Raw genomic sequence first — 14,935 nt, 5'->3', positions numbered from 1 at the left:
GGCACAACAATCAGCGCCTGCCATGGGCCTCATCCGCCATATTCCAGGGAGTGAACAGTGATCACCTCGTCAACGGTTGTAAATTCAGTGGTAGAAAAGCTGCGGGCGGCCTTGGCCCGTGGCCAATGGCGCTCCGGCGACATGCTGCCGGGGCAACGTGAATTGGCCGAGCAACTGGGCATCAGCCGCCCGAGCCTGCGCGAGGCGGTGACTGTTCTGGAAACCCTGGGCCTGGTGCGCTCCATGCCCGGCAAAGGCGTGGTGGTGCTGGAGGCCAGCCTCAACGAACAACCGGCAACGGACAGCGGCGTGGCGGGCGCCAGCCTCGAGGACGTGCTGCAACTGCGCTACACCCTCGAGCCATTCATCGTCGGCCTGGTGGCGCAGTCCATCAGCAGCAAGGAAGTGGGCCAGTTGCGCCTGACCCTGATGGACATGCGCGAAGCCCTGGACGCCAACGACAGCGAAGCCGGGATGAACGCCTACATCGCCTTCCACGAAGAACTGTTCACCCTGACCTCCAACCCGATCTTCCAGAACGTGGTGCAGCAGACCAGCAACGCCCTCAAGCAGAGCGCTGAGATCCTGCGCAACTCGCCGGAGCACCTGGCCGAACGCCTGGAAGAAAACGAAGCGGTAGTCCGGGCGATCCGCAACAAGAACAGCGCGCTGGCCAGTGCCGAAATGCGCCGGCACATCCTCAGGGAAGGCCAGCGCATGGGCATCGAGCTGAACATCCCGGACGACCATCTGGGCAACTAAGCCGCACAACACTTTCGTATCGGTAACCGGACTGGAGACAGGCCATGGCCAGCTACGCCTTGAACAAACTTGCATTCCCCCTCCCCGCTGCCCTGCCACGGCGCCGCAGCGGCGAGAAAAAACTGCTGGTCGACGATGTCTATCCGCAGATTTTCGATGCCATTCTCGAACAACGCATCGCCCCCGCCAGCCGGTTCACCGAGGACAGCCTCGGCGAAGTGTTTGGGGTCAGTCGCAGCATCATTCGCCAGGTCCTGGCGCGTTTGTCCCACCAGCAGGTGATTATCCTGCGGCCCAACCACCGGCCTCAGGTGGCAGCACCGGACCATGAACAGACGCGGCAGATCCTGCACGCCCGCCGCCTGACGGAAATCACCCTGGTCAGGCTCGCCTGCCAGCAATCGGCACCGCGCAACCTCAAGCGCCTGCGGGAGCTGATCGCCGCTGAGCGCGATTGCATCGACCGCGGCTTGCGTGGCCCGGCGATCCGCCTGTCTGGCGAGTTCCACCTGCAATTGGCCGAGGTGGCCGGTAACGCGCCGCTGGCGCATTTCCTCGGCAGCCTGGTGCCGCTGACGTCACTGGCGATTGCCCACCATGAAACCCGCGCCTGCAGCCATTGCGCCTGGCAAGAGCACGCGGCGATTGTCGATGCCATCGAAGACGGTGACGTAAAGGCCGCGGTCGCCTTGATGACCGGGCACCTGGATCACCTGGAGGAAAGGTTGCTCAAGGCCAGCGCGGTTCCACAGTAACCGGCGTTTCGCGAGCACACTCGCTCCTGCAGACCGGAGCGGGCTTGTTCGCGATGACCTCGTGGCAAATGTGTAACGAAACTACTGCGTCGCCATCCTGGCGAACCCGGCACGGATCTTCTCTTCCGGCAGATCGTCGGCAATGAACACAATCACGCTCTCCCGCGCCTCGCCTTCGGCCCATTCGGTATCCCAGTCGAAACCGTACAGCTTGAGCACGCCCTGGAACACCAGGCGCCGTGGCTCACCGGCAATGTTCAGCACGCCCTTGTAGCGCAGCAGCTGCTTGCCGTGCTCTTCCAGCAGTTCGTTCATGAACTCGCTGAGCCGGTCGATATCCAGCGGCGCGTCGGTGCGCAGCACCAGGCTGGAAATACGATCGATGGAGGGCGCCCTGCTCACCGGACGCAGGCTGACTCCGCCACCCAGGTCGGCATTCAGGTTGAAGCCTCGCACATCCAGCAGTTCGGCCAGGTCGATGCGGCCATGCTCGACCACACGGATCGGCGCACGGCGGTTGATCCGGGTCAGGCGCTCGCTCAGCGCATTGAAGGTCTGCTCGTCCACCAGGTCGCGCTTGCTCACCAGCAGACGGTCGGCGAAGCCGATCTGGGCCTGGGCGATGGTCTGGGTCAGGTGGTGCTCGGCATGCTTGGCGTCCACCAGGGTGATGATGCCGTCGAGGATATAGCGCTCGCGCAGCTCTTCGTCGATGAAGAAGGTCTGGGCCACGGGCGCGGGGTCGGCCAGCCCGGTGCATTCGATTACCAGCCGGTCGAAGGCGATCTCGCCGCTGTCCAGCCGTTCCAGCAACAGGTACAGCGCCTTGGTCAGATCGGTGTGGATGGTGCAGCAGACGCAGCCATTGGACAGCGTCATCACTTGCACCGGCTCGTCGCCCAGCAACTGGGTGTCGATACCGGCATCGCTGAATTCGTTTTCGATCACGGCGATTTTCAGGCCGTGTTCGGCCTTGAGCAGGTGACGCAGCAAGGTGGTCTTGCCCGCGCCGAGGAAGCCGCTGAGAACGGTGACGGGGATTGGAGAGGACAAAAGCGGTTCTCCTGAAAAAATGGGAACGCAAAAACAACGGTAGGAGCGAGTTTGCTCGCGAAGAACTCAAGGACACCGCGTGCGTTCAGAATGAACTCGGTGTCTTTACGTTTTTCGCGAGCACGCTCGCTCCTACAGAGGGACTAACGAATCAACAGCATTTTGGCCCGGCTTTGCCGCCGTACCGTGCTTCCTGGCGTTCCCGGAAGAACGCCTCGTACGACATCACCGGCTTGTCCGGGTGCTTGGTCTGCATATGCTCGACGTAGTTGTCGTAGTCGGGCATGCCGACCATCAGGCGCGCGGCCTGACCGAGGTATTTACCGAGGCGACTCAGGTCATTGAACACGATTGCAGTCCTCGATCAAGCATCTGGCAGTGCATGGAATGGCGACTCTTTATCCGTGCGTTCTTTTTTACCCCAGGCGGAAATACCCACCTTGAGTGCGTAGAACAGGATGCTGAATACCACCAGCAGGAACAGCACCGTCAGCGTGGCGTTGGTGTAGGCGTTGAAGATCACGTGCTGCATCTGCGTGATGTCCTTGGCTGGCGCGAGGATCTGACCATTGGCCAGGGCATCGCTGTACTTCTTGGCCAGGGCCAGGAAACCGACTGCCGGGTTGGCGTCGAACAGCTTGATGAGGCCCGCGGTGGTGGTGCAGATCAGCAGCCAGGCGGCTGGCAGCAAGGTCACCCAGATGTAGCGTTGACGCTTCATCTTGATCAGCACCACGGTGCCGAGCATCAGCGCGATACCCGCCAGCATCTGGTTGGAGATGCCGAACAGCGGCCACAGGGTGTTGATGCCGCCCAGCGGGTCGATCACGCCCTGGTACAGCAGGTAACCCCAGAGGGCCACGCAGCCCGCGGTGGCGATCAGGTTGGCGGTCCAGGACTCGGTGCGTTTCAGTGCCGGCACGAAGGAACCCAGCAGGTCCTGCAGCATGAAACGACCGGCACGGGTACCGGCGTCCACCGCGGTCAGGATGAACAGCGCTTCGAACAGGATCGCGAAGTGGTACCAGAACGCCATGGTGTTCTCGCCCGGCAGCACATGGTGGAGGATCTGCGCGATACCGACCGCCAGGGTCGGCGCACCGCCGGCACGGGCCAGGATGGTGGTTTCACCAATGTCCTTGGCCACTGCTTGCAGGGCGTCCGGAGTAATGGCGAAGCCCCAGCTGCTGACCGTCTGCGCCACAGTGACCACGTCACCGCCGACGATGGCCGCCGGGCTGTTCATGGCGAAGTACACGCCAGGCTCGATCACCGAAGCGGCAACCATCGCCATGATGGCCACGAAGGATTCCATCAGCATGCCGCCGTAACCGATGTAACGGGCGTTGGTTTCGTTATCCAGCAGCTTCGGCGTGGTCCCGGAAGAGATCAGCGCGTGGAAGCCGGACACCGCGCCACAGGCGATGGTGATGAACAGGAACGGGAACAGGCCGCCTTTCCAGACCGGGCCGGTGCCGTCGGTGAACTGGGTCAGCGCCGGCATCTTCAGCTCGGGCATGGTGATCAGGATGCCGATCGCCAGGGCGATGATGGTGCCGATCTTGAGGAAGGTCGACAGGTAGTCGCGAGGCGCCAGGATCAGCCATACCGGCAGCACCGCGGCGACGAAACCGTAGCCGATCAGCATCCAGGTGATCTGTACGCCGGTGAAGGTGAAGGCCTTGGACCACACGGGGTCCGCGGCAATCTGGCCCCCCAGCCAGATCGAGCCCAGCAGCAGGAGCACCCCGATGATGGAGATTTCACCGATGCGGCCCGGGCGGATGTAGCGCATGTAGACGCCCATGAACATCGCGATCGGGATGGTCGCCATCACCGTGAAGATGCCCCACGGGCTTTCGGCCAGGGCCTTGACCACGATCAGCGCCAGCACCGCGAGGATGATGATCATGATCAGGAAGCAGCCGAACAGCGCGATGGTCCCCGGGATCCGGCCCATTTCCTCACGGACCATGTCGCCCAGGGAACGGCCGTTGCGCCGGGTGGACATGAACAGGACCATGAAGTCCTGCACCGCCCCCGCCAGCACCACCCCGGCAATCAGCCAGAGCGTGCCGGGCAGGTAGCCCATCTGCGCCGCCAGTACCGGACCCACCAGCGGGCCCGCGCCGGCGATGGCCGCGAAGTGGTGACCGAAGAGAATGTGCTTGTTGGTCGGAACGTAGTCCAGACCGTCGTTGTTGAGCACGGCGGGGGTGGCCCGGCGCGCATCGAGCTGCATCACGTTGTTAGCGATGAACAGGCTGTAGTAACGGTATGCGACCAGATAGATGGCCACGGCAGCGACCACGATCCACAAGGCGTTGATCGCCTCGCCGCGGCGCAATGCCACTACGCCGAGGGCGCACGCTCCTACGATTGCCAGCAGCAGCCAGGGTAAGTGGCGTAGCGGGCTATTATTATTTTTCATTTTATTATTCCAGCCAGGGTGGACAAGAAAGACAGCCATCCGGAGTTTAGCGCTACTGGCCCCAAAGGCCACCCCCCACGTTGGTCTAGAGCGTCCTTTTGAGTTTTTTCCTAGGTTTTGCACCGCCTCGGTGCAAGCGTTCCCGGAGCACTGAACCACCCGAGCGAAAAAGCGGTCGCACCTGTAAGGACTCGTCGTCTGGAGTGCCCATGCCCGCGCCGCCCAATAGACCGCCGTTGTCACCGCCGCTGCTGTATCTGCTGTTCCTGGTGGCGGCGCTGTCGCTTGCCGACGGTGTGCCCTTGCCGGTCCCGGTCAACGGCTGGCTGCGCACCCTGGCCCTGCTGTTGATTATCGGCGGCCAGGGCCTGTCGTTCTGGGCGATGTGGCGTCTCAGGCAACGGCACACCACCACCAGCAATGCCGGCGAACCCCGGCGCCTGCTATGCGATGGCCCATTCGCAATCTCGCGCAACCCCATCAATCTCGGCGACACCCTGGGTTACTGCGCCATCGCCCTGTTGCTCGGCAGCCTGTGGCCGTGGCTGCTGTTGCCGCTGCTGATTTACCTGATGAACCTGACGGTGATCCGGCCGGACGAGCACCATCTGCTGGAGTTGTTCGGCGACCGCTACCGTGACTATTGCCGCAAGGTGCGCCGCTGGCTGTAGCGGGTTGGGCAAACCCGGGTCTATAGTCATTTCACCATGCAGAGGGGCTGCTCATGAGCGAACACCATTCCGATCGTCGCCGTTTCAAACGCATCGCCTTCGATGCCCGTACCGAACTGAGCCAGGGCCCTTATCGCTGGTCCGTGCAGTTGGTCGATCTCTCGCTCAGGGGCATGCTGATCCAGCGCCCCGATCCCTGGCTGGGGGACGAAAGCCAGCCGTTCGAAGCCGATGTTCATTTGAGCGATGACGCCGAAGTACGCATGGACGTGCGACTGGCGCACGACGATCACGGTCAGTTGGGCTTCGTCTGCCTGCATATAGACCTGGAGTCGATCGAACATCTGCGCCGGCTGATCGAACTGAATCTCGCCGACCCGCAGGAGCTGGAGCGCGAGCTGGGGGCGCTGCTGGAGGTTTGAGCGCCCGCCTCTTCCCGTCAGCCGTTCAGGGGAACGCCGAGGGCTCGGGGAACTCGCTTTCCATATCCCAATAACCGGGCTGTTGCCGACTGGCGGCGGTCCACTGTCCGTCCACCCAGCGATAAATCCGGTAGGTGGTCACAAAATCGTCACCCTCGCTGGCAGGCGCCGAAGACACCTGGGCGATCGACTCGGTAGCCCCCGATGCCGATGGAAGGATCTGCCAGGCCGCCTTGCCGGTCTGGGCCATCGCCAGCGGGCGCTGCTCCCCGTTTTCGTCCCGATACAGTACGGGCTCCAAGCGGCTTTGCGTCGGAGCCAGGATCTGCGTGGCCGGGCCGCTATAGCTGCCCATTGGAGCCGTCTGATCGACGGTGAGGAAAAATGCCGGGTATGGCAGGCCACTGAGTGGTGCCTTCTCCACCTTTGCCAGCGGGTAGCCCAGGGACTGCTCGGCCAGCACTTCGCCAACCTCCGATACCAGGCGCACCCGAGCCTCCAGCTGCGGCTGGTGCTCGCTGTCCGTCGACTCGTCGAAGGTTTCCTCGTCCAGGCCGCTGCCCCAGCTCTGCGCATGCAATTGCGCGGTAATGCGCCGGTCTTCCAGCACCTCGAGCACCGTGCCGTCGCCGACCAGCAGTTCCTGGGCGATCCGATAGCCGTGCGGCGCATCTTCCTGGCTGGCCGCAGCCAGGCCGCTGGCCCACAACAGCGTAAAACCAAGGGCGCCAAGGCCCGCTCCTATCATCCGCATCAACTGCTTCCTTTCAGTAAGGGGTCATTCGAACAGCGCATCCAGCGCCTGCTCCAGACGGGTTACCGCAATGATTCGCAGGCCCGGTGGAGGCTCTTTTGGGGCATTGCCCTTGGGCACGATGGCCCTCTTGAAGCCGTGCTTGGCCGCTTCCTTGAGGCGCTCCTGGCCGCTCGGCACCGGGCGCACTTCGCCGGACAGGCCGACCTCGCCGAACACCAGCAAGTCGTGGGGCAAGGGCCGATTGCGCAGGCTCGACATCACCGCCGCCATCAGCGCCAGGTCGGAGGCGGTTTCCAGCACCTTGACCCCGCCGACGACGTTGAGGAACACGTCCTGATCGTGGGTCGGAATGCCGCCGTGGCGGTGCAGTACCGCCAGCAGCATCGCCAGGCGGTTCTGGTCCAGGCCCAGGGTGACCCGCCGCGGGTTGGCCAGGTGGCTGTCATCCACCAGCGCCTGGACTTCCACCAGCATCGGCCGGGTGCCTTCCCAGGTAGCCATGACCACACTGCCCGGGACTTCTTCCTGGGCTCGAGTGAGAAAGATCGCCGAAGGATTGGAAACTTCTTTCAGGCCGCGGTCGGTCATGCCGAACACGCCCAGTTCGTTGACCGCGCCGAAGCGGTTCTTCACCGCCCGCAGCAAGCGCAGGCGGCCGTCGGATTCACCTTCGAAATACAGCACGGTGTCGACCATGTGCTCGAGAACCCGCGGCCCGGCCAGCGCGCCCTCCTTGGTCACGTGACCCACCAGGAAGATCGCCGTGCCGCTCTGCTTGGCGTAGCGCACCAGCAGCGCCGCGCTCTCGCGCACCTGGGAAACACCGCCGGGGGCCGATTGCAGTTGCTCGGTGAAGATGGTCTGGATCGAGTCGATCACCATGACCTTGGGCTTTTCCTGCCGGGCCGTGGCGATGATGGTTTCGATACAGGTTTCGGTCATCACCCGCAGCTGGTCCTGGGGCAGGCCCAGGCGCCGGGCGCGCATCGCCACCTGTTGCTGCGATTCCTCGCCGGTGACGTAGAGCGCCGGCATGCGCGTGGCGATGTTGCACAAGGTCTGTAACAAAATGGTCGACTTGCCGATCCCCGGGTCGCCGCCGATCAGCACCACCGAACCGTCGACCAGGCCGCCGCCGAGCACCCGGTCCAGTTCGCCGGAAGCCGTGGAAAAACGCGGGATCTCTTCGACGCTGACCTCGGCCAGGGTCTTGATCTGCGCCTGCTGCCCGGCCCAGCCGGTACGACCGCTGGGGGCCGCGGCACCGCCGCTTTCCACCATGGTTTCAGTCAGGGTGTTCCAGGCCCCGCATTCGCCGCACTGGCCGGCCCATTTGGGAAAGGTTGCGCCGCACTCGGTGCAGCCGTACATGCGCTTGGCCTTGGCCATCTGATCCCCCGGGCAAAAACCGCGATGATAGCTCAGCTGGAGCGGATCAGCGCGGCGCCACCGTGCGGATTTCGCCCTCGGCCAGACGCGTGGCGCTGTTGCCCAGCGAGTCCTCGGCATTCAGGTCGGCGCCCTTGGTCGCCAGGGCGTCGAGCAGCTCCACCCGCTTGAACAGCCCGGCGTACATCGCCGCCGTCTGGCCGGCGCCGTTGCGCTGGTCGGGGTTGCAGTCGGTGGCCAGCAGGCGCCGGGCGATCTTCACTTCGCCCTTGAAAATGGCGCCCATCAGCGCCGTGTTGCCCCTTTTATCCTGCACGCAGGCGTCGGCACCGGCGGCCAGCAAACGCTCCACCGCCGGCCCCTGGCCGTGATATGCCGCGAGGATCAGGGCGGTGTAACCCTTCTCGTCCTGGGTATCGAGGGAATAACCAGCCTCGATAAAGGTATTGAGCATCTCGACGTCACCGCGACGGGCCGCATCGAAGTAGTAATTCTCTAGTTGGACCTTGACCGCCACCGGGTCCGCGGGGGCCGGCTGCTGCGCATGAGCGCCCAGCGAGCAGGCGGCCAGCAGCAGCGAAATGAACAGGTGCATGGTGCGACTCCCTTGTCTCAAAGATTCTGTAGGAGCGAGGCTTGCCCGCGATGACTTCAACCGGGGCAAATACGCTCGTCAGTTAGAACGCCATCACCGGTATTGGGGCCGCTTTACGGCCTTTCGCGGGCAAGCCTCGCGCCTATATAAAGAGGAAGCGTCACGCCAGGGGCGTGACGCGGGGTGGGATCAATCCGACAGCTTGGCGGCCAGGGCCTTGACCCGGGCCAGGTCGCCCTTGGCCACCTTGGTCACGCCAGTGCCGTACTCCGGATCGGCCTTGTAGAGGAACGACAGCATGATGTGCTTGCTCTCGTCATCGGTGGTCGCCAGGGAACCGCCGAAGTTCTCGATCAGGTCCTGACGCTCCTTCTGGCTCAGCGAACGATACAGATCGCCGGCCTGCTTGAAGTTCTGCTCGCGCTGGATCTTCGCCTGCTGGGTGCTGCCACTCAGCGCCAGCTGGCTGTAACGCGCGCTTTGCGGCTCTTCACGCGGCATCAGGCGGCTCGGCTGGTAGTTCACGCCGGTGCTGGTGCTGCCGCTGTTCATCGCGCCGTCCTGGTTGCCATTGTTCACCGCGACTTTCGGCGCGTTGATCGGCAATTGCAGGGCGTTGGCGCCCAGGCGGTACAGCTGGGTATCGGCATAGGAGAACACCCGGCCTTGCAGCAGGCGGTCTTCCGACGGCTCGATGCCCGGCACCAGGTTGGCCGGGGCCATGGCCACCTGTTCGGTTTCCTGGAACACGTTGGCCGGGTTGCGGTTGAGCACCATCTGCCCGACCTTGCGCTCAGGCACGCCCGGCCAGATCTTGGTGGCATCCAGCGGGTCGAAATCGAACTTGGCCAGATCTTCCGGCTTCAGGACCTGGACATACAGGTCCCATTTCGGGAAGTCGCCCTTGTTGATATGCGTGACCAGGTCATTGGTCATATGGCTGTAATCACGCCCCTGCACCTCGACCACTTGTTTGGGATCGAGGTTGTTGATGCCCTGCAAACTCTTCCAGTGAAACTTCACGTAATGCACTTCGCCCTTGGCATTCACCAACTTGTAGGCGTGCACGCCGTTACCGTCCATTTCCCGGTAACTGGCCGGAGTGCCGGAATTGGAATACAGCTCGGTCAGGGTCCGGGTGGCTTCCGGAACATGGGAGAAGAAATCGAAGCGCCGGGAATCGTCATCCAGGTTGGTGCGCGGATCAGGTTTGAACGCATGCACCATGTCCGGGAATTTGATCGCGTCGCGAATAAAGAAAGTCGGGAAGTTGTTGCCGACCAGGTCCCAGTTACCGTCGGCGGTATAGAACTTGGTGGCAAAACCGCGCGGGTCACGCAGGGTTTCCGGCGAGTGGTTGCCATGCACTACCGCGGAAAAACGCACGAATACCGGTGTTACCTGGCCGGCGGCGAATACCTTGGCCTTGGTCAGGTCGCTCAGGCTGTCGGTCACGGTGAAGGAACCATGGGCACCGGTGCCACGGGCATGCACCACCCGCTCTGGAATGCGCTCGCGATCGAAACGCTGGAGCTTCTGGATCAACTGCACATCCTGCAGCAGTACCGGTCCGGTAGCGCCCGCGGTCTGCGAGTTCTGGTTATCGCCCACCGCGGCCCCGTTATCGCGGGTCAGAGTGGCGGCCTGTACGGAAAGAGAAAGCATACTGGCGGCGAGTACGCCCAATACGCGTCGTTGGGAAAAACTCCCAAGGCCAATGATCATGGTCATGTTTTATTCCTCTGGTTTTAATCAAACGCATCCAGGTGCGCCTGTCAGAGGCTAGTGACCAAAGAGTCGAACTCTAAATAGAAAGGTCGCAACAGTCTGATTGAAAAAATATTCTGGTATGTAAGAGCAAGCGCAGGTATTTCGCGCGCGATTGATGGCACTTTGTAAACTATTTGCCGTTAACTCGGTCGATAACTGCGAACGCTGTAAGCAGTTGTTGCAAGCAAGATGCCTTGTGCTGAATTACACTGCGTTCACCAACCTCATCTGTAACAAGGAATAACCTATGGGCGTGCTAAGTGAGTTCAAGGCCTTCGCGGTCAAAGGTAATGTGGTCGACATGGCCGTCGGTATTATCATCGGCGCCGCATTCGGCAAGATCGTCTCGTCGTTTGTTGGCGATGTAGTCATGCCGCCAATCGGCTTGCTGATCGGTGGGGTGGACTTCAGTGATCTGGCGATCACGCTCAAGGAAGCTGTCGGCGAGACGCCGGCCGTGGTGCTGGCCTACGGCAAATTCATCCAGAGCCTGATCGACTTCATCATCGTTGCCTTTGCCATCTTCATGGGTGTGAAGGCAATCAACCGCCTGAAGCGCGAAGAGGCCGTGGCGCCAACCCTGCCGCCGGTTCCGACCAAGGAAGAAGAGCTGCTGGGCGAGATCCGCGACCTGCTCAAGGCGCAGAACAACAAGCCCTGAGACTCCTGCCGCAACAAAACGGCGCCCCCTGCAAGTCATGCAGGCGGCGCCATTTTTTTACCAGTAGTTTTCCACTGCCACCTGCCCGGGCCGCCGGGTCAGGCTCAGGTGCATGTCCCGTTGTTTGAGCAAGGCGCGGGTGTCGTCGATCATCTGGGGGTTGCCGCAGAGCATCACTCGCGAGTGCTCGGCGCTCAGGGGCACGCCAGCGACACGTTCCAGTTCGCCGCTCTCGATCAGATGAGTGATCCGCCCGTTGAGGCTGCCCGGATGCTGTTCACGGGTCACCGTGGTGATGACTTGCAGCTTGTGGGCAACTTCCGCCAGATAATCGCGCTGTTTCAGCTCAGCCAGCAATTGCTGATAAGCCAGTTCCTTGGCTTCGCGCACGCTGTAGACCAGGATAATCCGCTCGAATTTCTCCCAGACTTCGAAGTCCTGCAGGATCGAAACAAAAGGCGCGATCCCGGTGCCGGTGGACAGCAGCCAGAGGTCGCGGCCATCGACGAAACGGTCCAGGGTCAGATAACCGAACGCCTGCCGGTCCACCATCAGGGTATCGCCCTCCCCCAGCCGGCTCAGCTCGCTGGTGAACTCACCGCCAGGCACGACGATGGAGAAGAACTCGAGATACTCGTCGAAGGGCGAAGACACCATGGAGTACGCACGCCACACCGTGCTGCCATCGGCCTTGGTCACGCCCAGACGGGCGAATTGCCCGGCGCGAAAGCGAAAGCCCGCGTCCCGCGTGGCGCGCAGGGTAAACAGGCTGGGAGTCAGGGGCTGGACGTCGAGCAAGGTCTGGCGCGTGTATTTTTCTGCACTGGCAGTCATGGCAGGCTCCAATAAGCGAATGCCCTTAGTGTCCCGCAAAGCGCGCGGCAGAAACACCGGCGGTTTGTAATGGCATAGAGCGCGGGCAATCGAGCGCAAAAAAACGTACCATTGGCCCCCTCTTCGGGCACCTGCCACGCGGCCTGCGCGCCACCTGCCCGAACGGTCCAGCCCGCATCGCACCCCTCCCGCCGGCAGGACATTCACCGATTACCAAGAGTCCGTCCCATGCCCCTGCTCGAAAGCCCCTTCGCCCAGCTCGACCTGATCCGCCAGCCCGAACAACAGAACGAGCCCCTGCAAGCTTTCGACGCGGCGGACGAGTACCTGCTCAATCACCTGGCCGAACAGCAGCCGATGGCGGACACCCGGGTGCTGGTGCTCAACGACAGTTTCGGCGCGCTGGCGGCCAGCCTGGTCGGACGCGTACAGGTGCACAGCAGCGGCGATTCGTTTCTCGGCGCGCTGGCGCTGGAGAAAAACCTGGTGCGCAATGGCCTGCCATTCGACGCCGTAACAGTGGTACCGGCCAGCGAGCCGTTGACCGGGCCGTTCGACCGCGTATTGATCCGCGTGCCCAAGACCCTGGCCCTGCTGGAAGAACAGCTGATCCGCCTGCAAGGCCAACTGGCCCCGGGCGCCCAGGTGGTGGCGGCGGCGATGGTCAAACACCTGCCGCGGGCCGCCGGCGACCTGCTGGAACGCCATATCGGCCCGGTACAGGCCTCGCTGGCGGTGAAAAAAGCCCGTTTACTGATCGCCACCCCGGAGGCGAAAACCCCGGCGGTTTCGCCCTACCCGACCCGCTACAAGCTCGACGAGCCCGCCATCGAGCTGCTCAACCACGCCAACGTGTTCTGCCGCGAAGGCCTGGACATCGGCACCCGCGCCTTCCTCCCGCACCTGCCGAAAAACCTCGGCAAGGCCCGGGTCGCGGACCTGGGGTGCGGCAACGGTGTGCTGGCCATCGCCAGCGCCCTGCACAACCCCGACGCCCATTACACCCTGGTGGACGAATCCTTCATGGCCGTGCAATCGGCCCTGGAGAACTGGCGCGCGACCCTGGGCGAGCGCGAAGTGACCGTGCGCGCCGGCGACGGCCTGGCCGGCCAGGAGCCGCAGTCGCTGGACGTGGTGCTGTGCAACCCGCCCTTCCACCAGCAGCAGGTGGTCGGCGACTTCCTCGCCTGGCGCATGTTCCAGCAGGCCCGCGAAGCCCTGGTAGTGGGCGGCGCGCTGTACATCGTCGGCAACCGCCACCTGGGTTATCACAGCAAGCTGGCGCGGCTGTTCCGCGGCGTCGAGCAAGTGGCCGCCACGCCCAAGTTCGTGATCCTCAAAGCCCGCAAATAATCCCCCTCTCTGTAGGAGCGAAGCTTGCTCGCGATACGTGCCACGCGGAATGCCTGAAGCACTGCGTTATCGTTCATCGCGAGCAATCGAGCGTCGACCGACTGCTCCTACGAAAGAAAAAATGTAGCAACCCCAGACCAAAAAAAACCCTCCAGAGGAGGGCTATAAAACCGTGCCGCAAGGCAACGGGATGGGATGAGCGGTAGTAAAAATCAGTGCGTGGTCAGGCCCGCGGCGTTCATGAACATGCGCATCAGGCTGGCGACGATAAACAGCGCCAGCACGCTGCCGACCCAGATCCCGGCGAGCCAGCCCAGGCGCTGCCAGAGCGGTTTCTTCTCGGCTTCTTCGATTTCCTGCAACGTGGGTTTACCAGCCATCATCGAATACTCCTCTCGGAATGGAGACGATGACGTCGCTCGGGGCGCCATCGCGAGCAGGTCCGCTCCCGCACGGGGAGCGGCGCATTGACTAGTGGTAGCCGTCTTCGTGGGTGACCTTGCCGCGGAACACGTAGTAGCTCCAGAAGGTGTAACCCAGGATGAACGGGATGATGAACAGCGTGCCCACCAGCATGAAGCCCTGGCTTTGCGGCGGCGCGGCGGCGTCCCAGATCGAGATCGACGGCGGCACGATGTTCGGCCACAGGCTGATGCCCAGGCCGCTGTAGCCGAGGAAGATCAGCACCAGGGTCAGCAGGAACGGCGTGTAGTGAGCATTGCGGGCCACCGCGCGCAGCAGGCCGTACATGGTCACCAGCACCAGGATCGGCACCGGCAGGAACCAGAACAGGTTCGGCAGGGTGAACCAGCGCGAAGCGATTTCCGGGTGGGCCAGCGGCGTCCAGATACTGACGACACCGATCACCGCCAGCAGCACGAAAGCCAACGGCCGCGCCAGGTCATGCATCTGCTCCTGCAGCTTGCCTTCGGTCTTCATGATCAGCCAGGTGCAGCCGAGCAAGGCATAGGCCACCACCAGCGCAACGCCGCAGAACAGGGTGAACGGTGTGAACCAGTCCAGCGAACCGCCGGCGTACTGGCGGTCGACCACCGGCAGGCCATCGATGAAGGCGCCCAGCGCCAGCCCCTGGAAGAAGGTCGCCGCCACCGAACCGCCGATGAACGCCTTGTCCCAGATGTGGCGCTTGGCTTCCTTGGCCTTGAAGCGGAACTCGAAGGCCACGCCGCGGAAGATCAGGCCGATGAGCATCAGGATCAGCGGCATGTACAGCGCCGAGAGCACCACCGAATAGGCCAGCGGGAAGGCGCCGAACAGCGCGGCACCGCCCAGCACCAGCCAGGTTTCGTTGCCGTCCCAGACCGGGGCGACGGTGTTCATCATCACGTCACGGTCGCGGGAGTCCTTGACGAACGGGAAGAGAATCCCGATCCCCAGGTCGAACCCGTCCATGACCACGTACATCATGATGCCGAAGATGATGATCACGGCCCAGATCAGCGGAAGATCGATACCCATGAC

At 62.9% G+C, this 14,935-nt stretch carries 16 protein-coding genes; 6 read left to right on the top strand and 10 right to left on the bottom strand.

Translation table 11 applies throughout. The features are described from left to right. The first annotated feature begins 57 nt into the window (after nucleotides 1-57). Together AC07VU_RS27245 and AC07VU_RS27240 are read left to right on the top strand one after the other, a co-directional pair. The gene (locus tag AC07VU_RS27245; protein ID WP_274302068.1) at nucleotides 58-762 is read left to right on the top strand and encodes a FadR/GntR family transcriptional regulator; all 705 of its coding nucleotides are present in this window, start codon (nucleotides 58-60) and stop codon (nucleotides 760-762) included. Nucleotides 763-806: 44 nt separating this feature from the next. Further along, complete coding sequence (locus tag AC07VU_RS27240) at nucleotides 807-1,517, top strand: GntR family transcriptional regulator (protein WP_274304687.1); 711 nt, start codon at nucleotides 807-809, stop codon at nucleotides 1,515-1,517. A gap of 81 nt (nucleotides 1,518-1,598) precedes the next feature. On the opposite strand, the gene yjiA is transcribed toward AC07VU_RS27240, so the two are convergent. The 3 genes from yjiA to AC07VU_RS27225 form a co-directional block, all read right to left on the bottom strand. Next, nucleotides 1,599-2,570: a GTPase gene (gene yjiA / locus AC07VU_RS27235; protein WP_495030822.1), complete on the bottom strand. Its 972-nt coding sequence runs from the start codon at nucleotides 2,568-2,570 to the stop codon at nucleotides 1,599-1,601. Between the two features lie 151 nt (nucleotides 2,571-2,721). Then, nucleotides 2,722-2,919, bottom strand: coding sequence for a YbdD/YjiX family protein (locus AC07VU_RS27230; protein WP_007930039.1), 198 nt, complete (start codon nucleotides 2,917-2,919; stop codon nucleotides 2,722-2,724). A 15-nt stretch (nucleotides 2,920-2,934) separates the two neighbouring features. Next, entirely contained in the window at nucleotides 2,935-5,001 is a 2,067-nt protein-coding gene (locus AC07VU_RS27225; protein WP_277589649.1) for a carbon starvation CstA family protein, read from the bottom strand. Between the two features lie 209 nt (nucleotides 5,002-5,210). On the opposite strand from AC07VU_RS27225, the gene AC07VU_RS27220 reads away from it, so the two are divergent. After that, complete coding sequence (locus AC07VU_RS27220; RefSeq protein ID WP_007930037.1) at nucleotides 5,211-5,672, top strand: methyltransferase family protein; 462 nt, start codon at nucleotides 5,211-5,213, stop codon at nucleotides 5,670-5,672. A gap of 53 nt (nucleotides 5,673-5,725) precedes the next feature. Beyond that, complete coding sequence (locus AC07VU_RS27215) at nucleotides 5,726-6,094, top strand: PilZ domain-containing protein (RefSeq protein ID WP_457274968.1); 369 nt, start codon at nucleotides 5,726-5,728, stop codon at nucleotides 6,092-6,094. A gap of 25 nt (nucleotides 6,095-6,119) precedes the next feature. Here the strand turns inward: AC07VU_RS27215 and AC07VU_RS27210 are convergent, their stop codons facing one another. From AC07VU_RS27210 to katB, 4 genes are all read right to left on the bottom strand, one after another. Then, nucleotides 6,120-6,848, bottom strand: a complete 729-nt coding sequence (locus AC07VU_RS27210; protein ID WP_495030821.1) for a hypothetical protein — start codon at nucleotides 6,846-6,848, stop codon at nucleotides 6,120-6,122. Between the two features lie 24 nt (nucleotides 6,849-6,872). Then, entirely contained in the window at nucleotides 6,873-8,240 is a 1,368-nt protein-coding gene (gene radA, locus AC07VU_RS27205; protein WP_007930034.1) for a DNA repair protein RadA, read from the bottom strand. Nucleotides 8,241-8,286: 46 nt separating this feature from the next. Then, a complete protein-coding gene (locus AC07VU_RS27200; RefSeq protein WP_495030820.1) occupies nucleotides 8,287-8,835 on the bottom strand; it encodes an ankyrin repeat domain-containing protein in 549 nt (182 codons plus the stop codon). A gap of 189 nt (nucleotides 8,836-9,024) precedes the next feature. Beyond that, on the bottom strand, nucleotides 9,025-10,566 hold the full coding sequence (gene katB, locus AC07VU_RS27195) for a catalase KatB (RefSeq protein ID WP_009045732.1): 1,542 nt from the start codon (nucleotides 10,564-10,566) through the stop codon (nucleotides 9,025-9,027). A 286-nt stretch (nucleotides 10,567-10,852) separates the two neighbouring features. On the opposite strand from katB, the gene mscL reads away from it, so the two are divergent. Then, nucleotides 10,853-11,266: a large-conductance mechanosensitive channel protein MscL gene (gene mscL, locus AC07VU_RS27190; protein WP_007930031.1), complete on the top strand. Its 414-nt coding sequence runs from the start codon at nucleotides 10,853-10,855 to the stop codon at nucleotides 11,264-11,266. 57 nt (nucleotides 11,267-11,323) lie between these two features. Here mscL and AC07VU_RS27185 read toward each other — a convergent pair whose 3' ends face one another. Further along, a complete protein-coding gene (locus tag AC07VU_RS27185) occupies nucleotides 11,324-12,100 on the bottom strand; it encodes a ferredoxin--NADP reductase (protein ID WP_457274971.1) in 777 nt (258 codons plus the stop codon). Nucleotides 12,101-12,328: 228 nt separating this feature from the next. Here AC07VU_RS27185 and AC07VU_RS27180 point away from each other — a divergent pair, with 228 nt between their 5' ends. Beyond that, the gene (locus AC07VU_RS27180; RefSeq protein WP_495030819.1) at nucleotides 12,329-13,453 is read left to right on the top strand and encodes a methyltransferase; all 1,125 of its coding nucleotides are present in this window, start codon (nucleotides 12,329-12,331) and stop codon (nucleotides 13,451-13,453) included. Between the two features lie 212 nt (nucleotides 13,454-13,665). Here the strand turns inward: AC07VU_RS27180 and AC07VU_RS27175 are convergent, their stop codons facing one another. After that, the gene (locus AC07VU_RS27175) at nucleotides 13,666-13,833 is read right to left on the bottom strand and encodes a DUF2474 domain-containing protein (RefSeq protein WP_023969448.1); all 168 of its coding nucleotides are present in this window, start codon (nucleotides 13,831-13,833) and stop codon (nucleotides 13,666-13,668) included. Between the two features lie 91 nt (nucleotides 13,834-13,924). Continuing rightward, nucleotides 13,925-14,932 (bottom strand): cytochrome d ubiquinol oxidase subunit II, encoded by a 1,008-nt coding sequence (cydB, locus tag AC07VU_RS27170; RefSeq protein WP_053262756.1) that lies wholly within the window; start codon nucleotides 14,930-14,932, stop codon nucleotides 13,925-13,927. Nucleotides 14,933-14,935: the final 3 nt, after the last annotated feature.

This window comes from Pseudomonas sp. GW821-FHT02B10, assembly GCF_059421865.1.
The sequence above is the reverse complement of the archived record's forward strand: the minus strand, read 5'-3'. Positions and strand labels throughout refer to the sequence as shown.

Bases quoted from the DNA above. Each gene is read 5' to 3' on its own strand.
- radA (WP_007930034.1), bottom strand. From the start codon at position 8,240: ATGGCCAAGGCCAAGCGCATGTACGGCTGCACCGAGTGCGGCGCAACC.
- AC07VU_RS27175 (WP_023969448.1), bottom strand. From the start codon at position 13,833: ATGGCTGGTAAACCCACGTTGCAGGAAATCGAAGAAGCCGAGAAGAAA.
- mscL (WP_007930031.1), top strand. From the start codon at position 10,853: ATGGGCGTGCTAAGTGAGTTCAAGGCCTTCGCGGTCAAAGGTAATGTG.
- katB (WP_009045732.1), bottom strand. From the start codon at position 10,566: ATGACCATGATCATTGGCCTTGGGAGTTTTTCCCAACGACGCGTATTG.
- AC07VU_RS27210 (WP_495030821.1), bottom strand. From the start codon at position 6,848: ATGCGGATGATAGGAGCGGGCCTTGGCGCCCTTGGTTTTACGCTGTTG.
- AC07VU_RS27240 (WP_274304687.1), top strand. From the start codon at position 807: ATGGCCAGCTACGCCTTGAACAAACTTGCATTCCCCCTCCCCGCTGCC.
- cydB (WP_053262756.1), bottom strand. From the start codon at position 14,932: ATGGGTATCGATCTTCCGCTGATCTGGGCCGTGATCATCATCTTCGGC.
- AC07VU_RS27225 (WP_277589649.1), bottom strand. From the start codon at position 5,001: ATGAAAAATAATAATAGCCCGCTACGCCACTTACCCTGGCTGCTGCTG.
- AC07VU_RS27185 (WP_457274971.1), bottom strand. From the start codon at position 12,100: ATGACTGCCAGTGCAGAAAAATACACGCGCCAGACCTTGCTCGACGTC.
- AC07VU_RS27200 (WP_495030820.1), bottom strand. From the start codon at position 8,835: ATGCACCTGTTCATTTCGCTGCTGCTGGCCGCCTGCTCGCTGGGCGCT.
- AC07VU_RS27180 (WP_495030819.1), top strand. From the start codon at position 12,329: ATGCCCCTGCTCGAAAGCCCCTTCGCCCAGCTCGACCTGATCCGCCAG.
- AC07VU_RS27215 (WP_457274968.1), top strand. From the start codon at position 5,726: ATGAGCGAACACCATTCCGATCGTCGCCGTTTCAAACGCATCGCCTTC.
- AC07VU_RS27220 (WP_007930037.1), top strand. From the start codon at position 5,211: ATGCCCGCGCCGCCCAATAGACCGCCGTTGTCACCGCCGCTGCTGTAT.